At 31.0% G+C, this 15014-nt stretch carries 14 protein-coding genes; 3 read left to right on the forward strand and 11 right to left on the reverse strand.

The window, feature by feature from the left end:
• Positions 1-10 precede the first annotated feature (10 nt).
• Positions 11-1498, forward strand: a complete 1488-nt coding sequence (locus HGAG_RS05590; RefSeq protein WP_019118257.1) for an NAD(P)/FAD-dependent oxidoreductase — start codon at positions 11-13, stop codon at positions 1496-1498.
• Between the two features lie 293 nt (positions 1499-1791).
• On the opposite strand, the gene HGAG_RS05595 is transcribed toward HGAG_RS05590, so the two are convergent.
• From HGAG_RS05595 to HGAG_RS05630, 8 genes are all read right to left on the reverse strand, one after another.
• Positions 1792-3120, reverse strand: coding sequence for an ABC transporter permease (locus HGAG_RS05595; RefSeq protein WP_019118258.1), 1329 nt, complete (start codon positions 3118-3120; stop codon positions 1792-1794).
• A 6-nt stretch (positions 3121-3126) separates the two neighbouring features.
• Positions 3127-4104: a COG1361 S-layer family protein gene (locus HGAG_RS05600; RefSeq protein WP_019118259.1), complete on the reverse strand. Its 978-nt coding sequence runs from the start codon at positions 4102-4104 to the stop codon at positions 3127-3129.
• Complete coding sequence (locus HGAG_RS05605; protein ID WP_019118260.1) at positions 4094-4810, reverse strand: ABC transporter ATP-binding protein; 717 nt, start codon at positions 4808-4810, stop codon at positions 4094-4096. Before HGAG_RS05605 ends, HGAG_RS05600 begins: the two co-directional genes overlap by 11 nt.
• Before the next feature lie 255 nt (positions 4811-5065).
• Positions 5066-6724 carry a peptide ABC transporter substrate-binding protein gene (locus HGAG_RS05610; protein WP_019118261.1) on the reverse strand — a complete coding sequence of 553 codons (1659 nt, stop codon included), beginning with the start codon at positions 6722-6724 and terminating at the stop codon, positions 5066-5068.
• Entirely contained in the window at positions 6708-7709 is a 1002-nt protein-coding gene (locus tag HGAG_RS05615) for an ABC transporter ATP-binding protein (RefSeq protein ID WP_019118262.1), read from the reverse strand. Before HGAG_RS05615 ends, HGAG_RS05610 begins: the two co-directional genes overlap by 17 nt.
• Positions 7699-8706: an ABC transporter ATP-binding protein gene (locus tag HGAG_RS05620; RefSeq protein ID WP_019118263.1), complete on the reverse strand. Its 1008-nt coding sequence runs from the start codon at positions 8704-8706 to the stop codon at positions 7699-7701. Before HGAG_RS05620 ends, HGAG_RS05615 begins: the two co-directional genes overlap by 11 nt.
• Positions 8707-8713: 7 nt before the next feature.
• A complete protein-coding gene (locus tag HGAG_RS05625) occupies positions 8714-9739 on the reverse strand; it encodes an ABC transporter permease (protein WP_019118264.1) in 1026 nt (341 codons plus the stop codon).
• Position 9740: 1 nt separating this feature from the next.
• Complete coding sequence (locus HGAG_RS05630) at positions 9741-10670, reverse strand: ABC transporter permease (RefSeq protein WP_019118265.1); 930 nt, start codon at positions 10668-10670, stop codon at positions 9741-9743.
• A gap of 337 nt (positions 10671-11007) precedes the next feature.
• Here HGAG_RS05630 and HGAG_RS05635 point away from each other — a divergent pair, with 337 nt between their 5' ends.
• Together HGAG_RS05635 and HGAG_RS05640 are read left to right on the forward strand one after the other, a co-directional pair.
• A complete protein-coding gene (locus tag HGAG_RS05635; RefSeq protein ID WP_019118266.1) occupies positions 11008-11448 on the forward strand; it encodes a LytTR family DNA-binding domain-containing protein in 441 nt (146 codons plus the stop codon).
• Positions 11449-11457: 9 nt separating this feature from the next.
• Positions 11458-11883 (forward strand): DUF3021 domain-containing protein, encoded by a 426-nt coding sequence (locus HGAG_RS05640; protein ID WP_019118267.1) that lies wholly within the window; start codon positions 11458-11460, stop codon positions 11881-11883.
• A 70-nt stretch (positions 11884-11953) separates the two neighbouring features.
• Here HGAG_RS05640 and HGAG_RS05645 read toward each other — a convergent pair whose 3' ends face one another.
• Genes HGAG_RS05645 through HGAG_RS05655 form a run of 3 tightly spaced genes read right to left on the reverse strand, consistent with a single transcriptional unit; the run spans position 11954 to position 15002 of the window.
• Positions 11954-12313 carry a DUF1667 domain-containing protein gene (locus HGAG_RS05645; protein ID WP_019118268.1) on the reverse strand — a complete coding sequence of 120 codons (360 nt, stop codon included), beginning with the start codon at positions 12311-12313 and terminating at the stop codon, positions 11954-11956.
• Positions 12310-13569, reverse strand: a complete 1260-nt coding sequence (locus HGAG_RS05650) for an NAD(P)/FAD-dependent oxidoreductase (RefSeq protein WP_019118269.1) — start codon at positions 13567-13569, stop codon at positions 12310-12312. Before HGAG_RS05650 ends, HGAG_RS05645 begins: the two co-directional genes overlap by 4 nt.
• Positions 13570-13580: 11 nt before the next feature.
• On the reverse strand, positions 13581-15002 hold the full coding sequence (locus tag HGAG_RS05655; RefSeq protein ID WP_019118270.1) for an NAD(P)/FAD-dependent oxidoreductase: 1422 nt from the start codon (positions 15000-15002) through the stop codon (positions 13581-13583).
• Positions 15003-15014: the final 12 nt, after the last annotated feature.

The following is a 15014-nucleotide window of genomic DNA, read 5'->3' on the forward strand; positions in this document are numbered from 1 at the left end:
GAAGAATAAAATGTATGATGTAATAATAATCGGTGCTGGTGTAACTGGTGCATCAATTGCAAGAAGACTTTCTAGGTATAAATTAAATATTTTAATTTTAGAAAAAGAAATTGATGTGTCCATGGGAGCTAGCAAGGCAAATTCTGCCATAGTTCATGGTGGTTATGCTGAAAGCCATGATGAGCTAAGAGGAAGAATTTGTTACAAGGGAAGAGTGGAATTTAATAAGTTAAACCAAGAGCTAAACTTTGGATTTTTGGAAAACGGATCTTTGGTTTTAGCTTTTGATGAAGATGATGAAAAAGAACTTAATAAACTCTACAAAATGGGTCTTGAAAATAATCTTGATGATATTGAAATAATTAATCAAGAAAAGCTTAGACAAATAGAACCTAATGTATCCGATGATGCAATATCTGCTCTTTATTGCAAAGGAGCTGGTGTTTGTTCTCCATACGAATACGTTATTGCCCTTGTAGAAAATGCCATAGAAAATGGCGCTGAATTAAAACTTCAAAGTGAAGTTGTTGATATAAAAAAAGAAGAGGATATTTTTAAAGTAAAAACTTCTGATGACAATACTTATGAAGGAAAATTTGTAATTAATGCTTCTGGATTAAATGGAGCAAAAATTTCAAGTATGATTACAGAAACTAATTTTACAATCCATCCAAGAAGTGGCGAATATTTACTTATGCAAAAAGGAACTGGCGAGAAAATAAAACAAGTTTTATTCCAAACGCCATCTAAAAAATCAAAAGGAATTCTTGTAACAAGAACCTACCACAACAATCTTCTTTTGGGCCCTGATGCCATTGATGAAGAAGAAATCGATCTTGGAACACACATTGAAAGGCTTGCAGAAATTTACAAGCTTGGATTAAAATCTGTAAAAGATAATGTAATAGATTTGAAAAAATTTATCCGCTCCTTTGCAGGACTTAGACCTGCTTCATCAACGGGAGATTTTATAATAGAAAATACCAAAACTTCTGGTTTTATAAATGTTGTAGGAATCCAATCTCCAGGTATAACTTCTTCTCCAGAAGTTGCCAAAATTGTTGAAAATATTTTAATAGATTTAAATTTAAAATTGGAAGAATATCCTTCCTACAATCCTTATAGAAAACCTATTATAGAATACAAAGAGCTTGAAGATTTTAATAAGGTAAAAGATAAAATTGATTTGCCACTTGGAAATCCCGAAAGACTTGTATGCAGATGTGAACAAGTTAGCGAAAAAACAATAAGAGATGCAATGAACAGGGGTATCCCTTGTCTGACATTTGACGCAATAAAAAGACGTACAAGAAGTGGAATGGGATTTTGCCAAGGAAATTTCTGTAGGCAAAGAGTTCTAGAAGTTATGGAAGACGAAACAGGAGAAAAAATTTTAAACAGAAAATTCGACAGCGAACATTCTGGAATTTCTAGAATAAATAAAAAAGATATTAATAATTTCATAAAAGAATTAGAAGAAAAAAATTTAGAAGAATAATAAAAAAACCACAGGCTATACGCCTGTGGTTAGAACGTAGATAAAGTAGTTTAGTAATTCATTATTAATTATTAAAAAAATTACGCTACAACCCATCTCGACCTGATAAATATGCCTTGATTTGGCATATTTATCCCTAAAACTAGTGTGAAATCAAGGGAAAATTTGCAAAGCAAATTGGTTTTAGTGTGGAGAGATCTCATGAGATTTCTCCGCTCACTACGTTCGGTCGAAGTAGGCGAAATTTCTATTTTGTTTACAATCTTATCCACAGGCTTCATGCCTGTGGTTTTTTAATTGCTTCTTAATGTTTCTATTGCTGATAATTTTGTTGCTCTTATTGCTGGTAGATAGCCTGCTAGAATTCCTATAAATGATGAAAAAATCACTGCCATAACTCCTAGCCAAATTGGGATATTAAATTCCAAAGCTGTATCCATGGCTTGGGCGAATCCTGCTAGCAAAAATTTATTTGCTATAAATCCTAACAAATAAGAAATAAGTAAGCCTACAAGCCCTCCAAAAAATCCTATAAATCCTGATTCTAATAAAAACATAGTCTTTATATCTGAAACGCTTGCGCCAATTACTTTCATAAGACCAATTTCTTTTTGCCTTTCGTATATGCTCATAAGCATTGTATTTATTATTCCTATCGCTGCTACAATAAAGGCGATTGAACCTATTCCTGCAAGTATGAGCATTATTGTTTTTGTGGATTTATTTATCTCTTCTATCATATCTATTGATGATGATGTTTGATAACCCATCGACTTTACTTCATCTTCTACTGCTTTTACATTTTCATATTCATCGCATACAAGGGTAATATTTTCGTACAAATAATTTGATTTTTTCCCGCCATTTTCGCTCATATCATCAAGGCTTGGGCTTTGCAATTTTTTATCTTCTTTTTGCAAAGTTTTGTAAGTTTTTTCATTTATATACATTCTACTTTTTTCTAAAAAACTTGATTCATTCATTATCCCCTTAACTTTTATTTCAAGATCTGCAAAAGTTGGCTTGGAATTTCCTTCTTCGTCTGTGGGATTATTTTCCATATCTTCATAACCTAATCTTAGAATAAATTTTTCTTTTAAAATATTTAGGCCTTCAACATCTTCTTGTTCAAAGGATTCACCTTGTTTTTTCATCTTATATAAGTGATAGTCTGAACCCAAAATCATAGACATTTCATCTGATGGATTTAAATTTGATCCTGAATCTAACATGTCAGATTTTATTTGAGCAAAGACCTTATCAGGTATAAGGCTTATTCCATTATTTGCTTCAAGTTTTGTATCTTTATTCTTTTTCAAAAAAATTTCTGTATATAAATCCTTATGAGGAATTACATATTTTACATGTTTTATTTTTTTAAACTTGCCTATGCTACTTTGATTTATAGAAGTTTGTGCTTTGTCAGAACTTATTTCTATATTTTCCAATCCTCCAAAAGATTCAACCATATCTCTTTGTTGTTTTGCCATCGCCAAACTCAAGGAAATCATCATTATTATTGACACTGTTCCAATCAAAACTGAAAGTATGGTAAGAATAGTTCTAGATTTTCTTCTCAAAAGATTTCTAAAGGCAATATCTATCCTATCTTTAATTTTCATCTAAATCTAATTCCTTATTTTTTTCTTTTTACTCCTTTTTCTTATAAAATAAATCAATAAAACTATTAGAAAAATAGAGCCGATTCCTATAACAGGTGCCATATTAAAATCTTGTTCTACTTGTTCGGTAGATTCTATTGGATTGCCATTTTCATCCACATTTTCATTTTGGGACATTTGAACTTGTTTTTTAAAAGTTTTTTCTTCCTTGTGCACTTCTCCCTTGGAATCTTCATAAGTTAAAATTATTTTTCCCTTTAAAGGACCTTCTTTTTTAGGATTCATATTAAAAGAAAAAGATTCGCTCGCTCCTTGTGCAAAATTTCCAATAAAATGACTATTTTCATCTACATCAAAGCCTTCTCCTTCGACTTTGCACATAAAATTTGTCAAATTATCCTTGCCAGTATTGTAAATATTCATCGAAACATTTGTATCTTCTCCAACAAATAGTTCATCTATATTTATGTCACTTGTACTTATTGCTGCAGTTGCTACAACAGGTATTCCTATACTTTCTGTAGTTTGATATTGATTGCCAAGATAATCTTCATATTCAAAATTAACGCTCATTTGATAATTGCCAGCTTTTGTATTAGGCAAAACATTCATTTTTATAGTTTCTGTTGAATAATTCCAAGGATAAATTGCAGACCTATAAAAAGTATTTGACCTTTCAACTGGTGTAAAAACGGATCCCTCATTCCCATAAGCAGTTTCCGAACCTGCTTGATTATTTCCAGAAACTTGTTCAGTTGAAGATGTTTGGTCAAGAGAAACTTTCAAATTAAATATAGCATTTTGTGCATTCGTATTATACAAAGTCAAAATTATATCAAAATCTTTTCCAGCTTCAACCATTTTTGGTTGGATTTTATATGAAGAAATAATTAATTTTGGTTTATTTCTTATTTGAGCTTGCTCACTTGCAGAATCATCTTGTTTATTAAAATTTGTAGTGTTTTCAACTTGATTATTTTCCATTTTTTAATACCTCATCTATACTTAATTTTTCATGTATTTTTTCTATAAGTCCATCTCTCATAAAAAGGGTTCTATCAGCAAATTCTGTCATTTCCTCATCATGCGTTACCATAATAAGGGTTTGATTATTTTTTCTAACAATTGATTTTATCAATTCCATAATTTCAAAAGAAGTTTTTGTATCAAGATTTCCCGTAGGCTCATCAGCAAAAATAATATTTGGATTTCCCACAAAAGCACGAGCAATGGAAACTCTTTGTTGTTGTCCACCAGAAAGCTCGTTTGGTTTATTGTAAACTCTTTTAGAAAGTCCCATGTCTTTTAAAATTTGGTAGGCTTTCTCTTCTCTTTCTTTTTTGCTTTCGCCTTTAAAAATTAAAGGCAAAGCCACATTTTCTATAGCCGTAAGATAAGGCATAAGATTATATGATTGAAAAACAAAACCAATATTCAAGTTTCTAAATCTAGTTATATCTTCCTCACTCAAAGAATTTAAAGAAATATTTTTGTATAAAACATCTCCAAAAGAAGGTCTTTCAAGACCTGCAAGAATATTTAACAAAGTCGATTTGCCAGATCCAGAAGTTCCAAGCAAAGCAATAAATTCGCCCTTATCAATTGTTAAATCAATTCCATCTAAAGCTTTTATAATATTTGAACCAAGCTTATAATATTTTTTTACATTTTTTATTTGAATAAAAGTCATACAAGATCCTTTTAATTGATTAATCTAAAATAATAAATTGTTTTTCTTATTATATAATTTTTTTTTAATATTAATCAACTATTTCTATAATTTTTTTATTTTTTACCAATAAAGCTTAAAACATTAAAAAATCACAAAAAAAATCTATGAGTAAAAACCCATAGACTTTTTATAAATTCTTAAATTTCTATTTAAAGAATTGATTTAAAAATTTTACTTATTTTATAAAATTTTCCCTACTTACTATATTTTTTTCTAGAATCCTGTTGCTGATTTAAAGAAGAAATATCCAAGTGGTGTGTAGTACATTCCTTTGATATTTGGTTTCATCATGTATGGATTTACATAGAAATAAATTGGAGCTACTACTGAATCATCTTTTATTAATATGTCTTCAGCCTTGTGCATGTTTTCCATTCTTTCTTTTTGGTCTGATGTTGCTTTAGCTGCTTTTACATATTTATCAAATTCTTCATTTTTATATTGAGCGTCGTTATTTCCACCGCCTGTTAACCACATATCGATAAAGCTCATTGGATCGTTGTAGTCAGCAATCCATCCGTGTCTTGCTATATTGTAGTTTCCTTCTTTTCTTTCTTTTAAGAATACATTCCAATCTTGGTTTTGAAGATTAACTTGAACGCCTAGATTTTCTTGCCACATATTTTGTAAAGCTTCTGCTATAGCCTTGTGGTTATCATCTGTATTGTATAGATAATCAATTTGTGGGAAGCCCTTGCCGTCTTTAAATCCAGCTTCTTCCATAAGTTTTTTGGCTTCTTTAATATTTTTTTCATATTCGTCAGATTTTATTGAATAATAATCTCCACCAACTGTTCTAAAGTCATCGCCTTTAGCTCCATCTGCATCATAAACTCCTGCTGGTACAAAACCGCTAGCAGCTTTTTCTCCTCTTCCTGTAACTTGATCAACTATAAAGTTTCTATCAATTGCAAGTGAGAATGCTTTTCTTACTTTTGGATCGTCAAATGGTTTCTTTTCTGTATTGAAACATACAAAATATGTTCCTACGTATGGAAGAGTTTTTAATTCTTTTGTATCTAGAAGTTTTTTAATTTCTTCTTGTGGAGCTGAGTTTACAAAATCCAAATCTCCTGATCTATAAGCAGCATAGATTGCGTTTTGATCATCTTGTAAATGGAAAGATAATTTTTCAGCCTTAACTGATTTTGCATCATAATATTCTGGGTTTTTAACCATTGTTAAAGTTTGATTGTGATCCCATTTTTCTAATTTAAATGGTCCATTTGATACTAATGTATCAGGAGAGTTTGTCCAAGTTTCACTTTTTTCTACAATATCCTTTCTAACTGGCATAACTGCAGGAAAAGCACAAATTTCTTCAAAGTATGGACATTTTACATTTAAATTTACTACAAAAGTTTTATCATCTGGAGCAGAGATATCAAGTTTTTTATCTTCATATCCTTTTACCATATCAAGCATATATTCATAGTCTGCTCCTGTTTTTGGATCTACAAGTCTGTTCCAAGCATAAACAAAGTCATTTGCTGTTACTGGTTTTCCATCTGACCATTTTGCATCTCTTAATTTAAAGGTCCATTTTAGTCCATCTTCTGAAACATCCCATTTTTCAGCAATACCTGGTTTTAAAACAGCATTTCCTTTTCCATCATCATCCCATCTTAATAGAGATTCAAACATGTGAGAGATCATTATTGATCCATCTGATGCTGTATTTAGTTGTGGATCTATAGTTTCAGGTTCTGATGCAATATTTATATCCAATACTCCATCTTTTTTGCCTTCTTCTTCGTTTGTTGCAACATTAGAATTGCTACTATCATTGCTTTTAGAATTATTTCCTCCACATCCTGTAAACAGCATTGATAAACTCAACAAGCCTACTAATAATTTAGCCTTCATTTTCATTTTTATTACCTCCTAAATTGTGACAACTTACATAGTGTCCTTCTTCTACTTCTCTAAACTCCGGCTCTTCCTTCTTACAAATTTCTGTCGCATACGGACATCTTTCATGAAACCTACAACCTTTTGGCGGATTAATCGCCGATGGAACTTCTCCTTCTAGCTTTATTCTTTTTAACGATCTAGTAAGTTTGGGATCTGGAACTGGTATAGCTGTGAGTAGGGATTGGGTGTAAGGATGTAATGGGTTTTCATAAAGTCTTTCGGCATCAACAAGTTCAACCATTTTTCCCAAATACATTACTCCAATCCTATCTGAAATATGTTTTACAACTGACAGGTCGTGAGCTATAAATAAATATGTAAGACCCATTTCATTTTGCATATCTTCAAGCATATTTACAATTTGTGCTTGAATAGAAACATCCAAGGCTGAAATTGGCTCATCGCAAACAATAAATTCTGGCTCAACTGCAAGTGCTCTTGCAATTCCTATCCTTTGTTGTTGTCCTCCTGAAAATTCGTGAGGATACCTGTTTGAATGTTCTTCGTTTAATCCTACTGTTCTTAAAAGTTCATTTATTCTTTCTTGCCTATTTTTTTTGTATAGGCCGTGAATGTCTAAAGCCTCTCCAACAATTTCTTGAACTGTCATTCTTGGATCAAGAGATGCTGATGGATCTTGAAAAATTATTTGCATTTTTCTTCTTAATTTATACATTTCTGGGCGAATATTTTTTTCGCTATCAAAAATTGCCTCTCCATCATAAATTATTTTTCCACTTGTAGGTTCGTGTAATCTTAAAATTGTTCTTCCAAGTGTTGTTTTTCCACAACCAGATTCTCCTACAATCCCAAGTGTTTCTCCTTTTCTTATAAAAAAGGATACATTATCTACTGCATGAACTTTGCTTACTTTATTAAAGGAAGATTGAACTTCAAAATGTTTTACTATATTTTCACATATTAATAATTTATTATCTTCCATTTATTGACTCCTTTATGTGTAGGAAACATTTTGATCTGTGTCCATTTCCCATTTCAAGCATTGGTGGTTCTTTTTTTAGACAAATATTCATGCAATGTTCACATCTTGTCGAAAATCCACATCCTTCTGGTGGGTTTAGCATATCCACAGGAGTTCCTTTTATACTTTCAAGCCTTACTTGTTCTTTTGAATCAATTCTTGGCATTGATTTTAAAAGTCCTTTGGTGTAAGGATGTTTAGGATTGTAAAATATTTCTTCTACACTTCCTTGTTCTACAATTCTTCCTGCATACATTACACTAACTGTATCGCAAATTTGTGCAACTACTGCAAGGTTGTGAGTGATAAAAATTACACTCATTTTTGATTTATTTTGAAATTCTTTTATTAATTCAAGAATTTGAGCTTGAATTGTTACGTCAAGAGCTGTTGTCGGCTCATCTGCTATCAAAATATCTGGTTCGCAAATAAGTCCCATTCCAATCATTACCCTTTGCCTCATTCCTCCTGATAATTCGTGAGGATATTGTTTCATACGTCTTTTTGGATTGGAAATTCCAACGCTATCAAGCATATCAACAGCCTTTTGATAGGCTTCATCTTTTGAGCATTTTTTGTGTACCAACAAAGCTTCCATAAGTTGGTTTCCAATTGTATAAACTGGATTTAGGCAAGTCATTGGATTTTGAAAAATCATAGAGCATTTTGCTCCCCTAAATTCACTCATTTTATTTTTGTCATAATCAAGAACATTTTCTCCTTTAAAAAGAATTTTTCCTGATTTTACCTTGCCTGGCTCTTGTAAAAGTCCCATTATGCCGTAGCTTTCTACAGATTTTCCAGAGCCAGATTCTCCAACTATTCCCATAATTTCATTTTCGTGTAGGGTATAACTTATTGAATCAACTGCCTTAACTTCTCCAACAGGTGTGTAAAATGATATGCTTAAATCTTCAATTTTTAAAACTTCTTTTTTATTTTCTTTTATATTTTCCATAAGCCACCTATTTTTTCAACCTTGGATCTAAGGCATCTCTTAGTCCGTCTGCAAATAAATTCAATGATAAAATCATCAAACTTAATAGTAAAGAAGGAATTATTAATCTATAAGCGTAGGAATAAATTCCTCCAAGAGCGTCTGCTGCCAAAGCACCAAGGGATGTCATAGGTGCTGAAACTCCTATTCCTAAAAATGATAAAAATGATTCTAGAAATATTGCTGATGGAATTTGCATGGCAGTCATAACTATTACTTGTCCAATACAATTTGGAAATAAGTGTCTTCTAATTATTCTTTTTTTAGAACCACCCAAAGCTTCAACTGCTGTAACAAATTCTTGTTTTTTTAGCATTAAAACTTGTCCTCTTATAATTCTTGCCATTCCTACCCAATAAAGTAGACCAAAGGCAATAAATATTGAAATAAGAGCAGGTCCTAGGACACCAATTTTTTTTGCAAATTCTGATGATGAGGAATTTACAAAAGATTTCATAGGTTGTGATATACCAATTGATAGTAAAATTACTACAAGTACATCTGGAATTGAATAAATCAAATCCAAAATTCTCATCATTATAGCATCTACTTTTCCACCAAAATATCCTGAAATTGCTCCATAAATTGTTCCTATTATCAAAACAATAAATGATGCAAAAATTCCAACTATAAGTGAAACTCTAGTTCCATACATTGTACGAACCATCAAATCTCTTCCTAATTTATCAGTTCCAAAAGGATACCTAAGACAAGGAAATAAATTTTCATCGCCTCTGTATTGAGTTGTGTAATCTCCTTTTACCAAAAATGGTCCGATAAAAGCAAAGATACAAACAATTATCAAAAATCCAATAGAAACCATAGCTACTTTATTTTCTTTTAGCCTTCGTAAGGCATCTTGAAGATAGGAAGTTGGAGGAGTTTTTGTCATGAAATTTTCTTTTGAGCTTTCAGATGCAAGCTCAAAATCATCAGATGAAAATTCATATTCCTCTAATTTTAATTTTGAATTTAAACTAAATAAATCTTCCATACTAATCTCCTTTAGTTAAGTCTATTCTTGGATCTATAAATCTGTATAAAATATCAACAACCATATTCATAACAATTACCATAAAGGCAAAAAAAAGTGTTGTCGCCATTATTATTGGATAATCTCTATTTAAAACTGAGTTAATAAAATATCTACCAAGTCCTTGAACAGAAAAAACTGATTCAACTACCATAGATCCTGTAATAATTCCAGCAGTAAGTGGTCCAAGATAAGTTAAAACTGGAATAAAAGCATTTTTTAGGGCGTGTTTAAATAAAATTTTTCCTTCAGAAACTCCCTTTGCTCTTGCAGTTCTAATGTAATCTTGACCAATTGCATCAAGCATTGATGATCTTGACAACCTTGCTATGTAGCACATAGGATAAAATCCTAAAGAAAAACATGGCATAAAATAAGAGCCAACAGTGTTAAGTCCCATTGTTGGAAAAATTTTTAATTTTACACCAAAAAATAAAAGTAGGAGAGTTGCTACTACAAAGCCAGGAGCGGAAATTCCTATGGTTGTCAAAACCCTCAAAAATGAATCCAACTTTTCGCCTCTGTGATAAGCTGCGAGAGCACCTAAAGGAACTCCCACCAAAGTCGCCCACAAAAGTGCGATAAGTCCAAGTTTTACACTTGTTGGAAGCATTTCTTTTATAATATCGATAACTGGTCTGTTTTTTTGCATTTTTAAAGATACGCCAAATTCTCCGTGAAGAGCATTTACAATAAATCTTTTTAGTTGCACAGAATAAGGTTGGTCTAATCCATATTTTTTATTTAAAGCCTCTAGCACCTCAGGCGATTGAGATTTTTCACTTGCAAAAGGTGAACCAGGCACGAGCTTCATGAGAAAAAAAGTAATACAAGTTACCAAAAGCAAAACTGCTATCGCTTGTAAAATTCTCTTTATTATGTACTTAATCATATTTCCTCCTTGTTTTATCTAATTATATACTTTATCAAGATAAATTGCAAGCACAGTAAATTATTAATGTGATAACGTTATAAATTAAGATTTATCAATACTTTTCGCCGATTTCAAAAAACGAAAAGTTGAAATATTTTTCCAAAAAAATTAATTTATTTTAATTTTTTCTTATAAAAACTAGGTTCTAAATATTATTTTAATATTTATTTATTCTACACTTATTTTCTTCAAATTTTTCGATAAAAACCGCTTATATAAATTTAATGACCGCTTATCCAAATATTGTAGTCAAGGCAAAAATTTTTATGTATTATATAAACACAGGGAGGATTTAATGAAAGTCGAATTAATAATTGATGAAAGTTTAGATGAAAGTCTTGTAAAAATTTATGCTCCTTCATATAACGAAGATATTGAAAATATAAAAAGAAGTCTTGAAACTACCAATATTGATAAACTTGTTGTTTTTAAAGATGATGAAATTTATCTTTTGGAATATGAAGAAATTATTAGGTGCATAACTAAGGATAAAAATGTATTTATTGAAAGCAAAAACGGTGAGTATAAATCTAGAATCAGACTTTATGAACTTTATGAAAGGCTAAACAAAAATAAATTTATAAAAATATCAAGATATGAAATTATAAATCTTGATTATGTAAAAAAACTAGACCTTTCTTTTAAAGGAACAATAGCAGTGGAATTTAAAAATGGAAGCATTTCCTATGTTTCTAGAAGATATTTAAAAGAATTTAAAAAAGCCTTAGGATTTTAGGAGGAAATTATGGAAGATTTAAAAAATTTATTAAAATCATTTTTGATAGGAGTTGGAATTGGAAGTATCATAGAAATATTTATCTCCCTTGCTATAGGAGAAATCACTTTGGGAGTTCCAGAATTTTTAAATGGACAAGACTCTCTTTTAAAAGCAAGAATTATTGAGATAATCTTATACGGTGGTTTTGGAATAGTATCTTTTATCGGAGATAAGATAATAAGAGAAGATAATTTGTTAAAGGCAAGTCTTTTACATTTTTCAGTTTTAGCCATATATTTTATAATAGTAGGATTTTATCTAAAATGGCTACCAAATATACAATCTGCTGTTATTTCTTTAGTATTTTTTATCATTATTTACTTGATTATTTGGACATTAATATATTTTTCAATAAAGGCTGATATAGAAAAATTAAATAAAAAATTTAAGTAAAAGAAAAGTGATGAGAATAGAAAATTCTATTTTCATCACTTTTATTAGTTAATGCAATTTTAATTTAATTTTATTTTCTATTTGCTGTAGCTATTAAGGAAATTCCTGTATCTGCTATATTTTCTATAACAATATCTCCAACATGGACCGGAGCTTTGATACTTGCCTTATTTATTTCTACCATAGCTTCTTTCATTTTATTTTTTGGAATTGCATCGGCAGTTTTTACTGAAACTGAATATTCTTTTCCACCATCAAGTTTTACAGTTGATGTAACAACTCTTACTGGATTTTTTACTTCGTTTCTAGCGTAAACTTCCCCTCTTTTACAGGTATTTCCTGTAATATCGCTTATATTTCCTTCTTCATCCATTGTTACTGTCACAAGGCAGCCTAGAGGACAATTTATACAAGTTAAATCCTTTTTCATATTTCCTCCAATTTAATTTCTATTTCTTTTGCATTTTCATCTATATCTTTTTTCTTTAAAATTAAATTTTCCATCTCTCCTGGAGCATAAACTAATTTTCTTTTCTTTGTTACTTCTTTGCCGTCGACAAACATTTTTAAAATTCTATTTTGATAAACATTGTTTACCCTAAACCTAATTATAGCTTCATCTTGCATGGTATCTGGATTTATATATTGTGGAAGTGTATAAGAAATTCCATCTCCTGCCTTTAAATATATTGGCTCTTTTTGAGATTTTTGGAAATTATCTTTAATATAATCTGCTGCGTTTTTGGCTGCAAGTTCACTTTCTTCTGTTACATAATCTACCAAATCGTGAACATGAAGAACATTTCCTGCTGCAAATACTCCATCAACATTTGTCATTAACCTGTCTGAGACTACTGCTCCCTTAGTTTTTGGATCAATTTCAATTTTTGCTTCTTTGGTAAGTTCGTTTTCTGGCAAAAGTCCTACTGAAAGTAAAATTGTATCGCAGTCAAAGTGTTTTTCTGTTCCAGGAATTACTTTCATATTTTCATCTACTTGTGAAAGGGTACAACCTGTAACTCTTTCATCTCCTTCGATTGATGAAATTGTTGTATTAAAATAAAGTGGAATATCAAAATCGTCTAAACATTGAACAATATTTCTTTTTAATCCTCCAGAAAAAGGCATAATTTCAGCAACACATTGAACATCTGCTCCTTCTAAGGTCATTCTTCTTGCCATAATTAAACCAATATCACCAGAACCCAAAATAACTACTTTTTTTCCTGGCATATAGCCTTCAAGATTTATCATTCTTTGGGCTGTTCCTGCTGAAAATACTCCTGCCGGTCTACTTCCTGGAATATTTAACGCTCCTCTTGGTCTTTCCCTACAACCCATAGCAAGAATAACTGCCTTTGGTTTTAAAGTAAACATTCCATTTTCTTCATTCATCAAAGTTATAGTTTTATCATTTGCAAAATCTATTACAATTGTATTTAATAAAACATCAATATTTCTTTTTTCAACTTCATCAATAAATCTTTGAGCATATTCTGGACCTGTAAGTTCTTCATTAAATCTGTGTAAACCAAAACCATTGTGGATACATTGGTTTAAAATCCCACCAAGCATTTCATCTCTTTCAACTATAAGTATATTTTCAATTCCTTCATCATAGGCACGAGCAGCAGCTCCAAGTCCTGCAGGACCTCCACCTATTATTACTAAATCATAATTTTTCATTTAAATGCTCCTTACTTTACATGTCCTTTTATGTAGTAAGAATCTTTTCCATTTTTTACTACATCGTCATAGTCTTCGCCCAATTCTCTTGCAAGTATTTCCATAACTCTTGGCAAACAGAATCCTCCTTGGCATCTTCCTGCTGTAGCTCTTACCCTTCTTTTGATTCCATCAACAGTTCTTGCCCCAAGAGGACGATTGATTGCATCTACAATTTCACCTTCTGTTATAGATTCACACCTACAAATGATTTTTCCATATCTCTTGTCTTTTTTGATTAATTCGTCGTGTTCTTCAAGACTTAATTCGCTAGTTTTTGGAGTAGGTTTTCTATCATAAGTAAAATCTTTATTTTCTTCTAGATTTAATTTTTCGCTTACAAGATTTGCCATATATTCCCCAATAGCTGGAGCTGATGTAAGACCAGGGGATTCAATTCCTACACAGTCAAAAAATCCATCAAGACTTTCTTTTAAAATAAAATCTCCACCTACTTCATGAGCTCTGTTTCCAGAAAAAGATGTTATAACCATTCTTACAGGAACATTTTTTACAGTGTGATTTGATTTTTCTATAACTTCTTCAATGTGTTCTCTTGTTGAACGTCTATCATGTTTATCATCAATAAAATCTGAAGTTGGTCCTACAAGAGTGTTGTTATCGATTGTTGGAGATACCAAAATTCCCTTACCTTTTTCAGTAGGAAGATTAAACATAACGTGATTTACAAAGCCTTTTGTATCCTTATCCAAAAGTAAATATTCTCCACGTCTTGCTTTTATTTCAAATTTTTCATCTGAAACAGCATTGTGGATTTCATCTGAATATACTCCAGCAGCATTTATAACTGCCTTAGTTTGATATGTATTATTTTCAGTAGAAACTTCCCAATATCCGTCTTTCTTTTCAGTTTTTATAACTTTTTCGTAAAATTTATAGGAAACTCCATTAATATTAGAAACTTCTGCAAAGGCAATGTTCATCAAAAATGGATCAACAATTCCTGCCTCTTTTGCATACAAAGCAGCCACAACATCATCTGTTATATTTGGCTCCATTTTTAAAACTTCTTCTCTGTTTAAAATTTCCATTCCAGAAACGCCATTTTCAATTCCTTGATCATAAAGAGCTTGCAATTTTGGCATATCTTCTTCGCTGTGACAAAGAACAAAAGTTCCAATTTTTTTGTAAGGGAAAGATAATTTTTTGGCTTCATCTTCCATCATGTGATTTCCTCTTACATTCATTTTTGCCTTCATTGTTCCAGGCTCTGCATCATAACCACCATGGCAAATTGCTGAATTTGCTTTTGAGGTTTCTGTGCATACATCTTCATTTTTTTCTAAAACTAGAAATTTTCCTTTTTTCTTTGATAGTTGGTAGGCAATAGAAGTACCCGTTACTCCTGCTCCTATAATTATTGCATCAAACATATTTCTTCCTTT

The organism is Anaerococcus obesiensis ph10 (genome assembly GCF_000311745.1).
GTDB lineage: Bacteria > Bacillota > Clostridia > Tissierellales > Peptoniphilaceae > Anaerococcus > Anaerococcus vaginalis.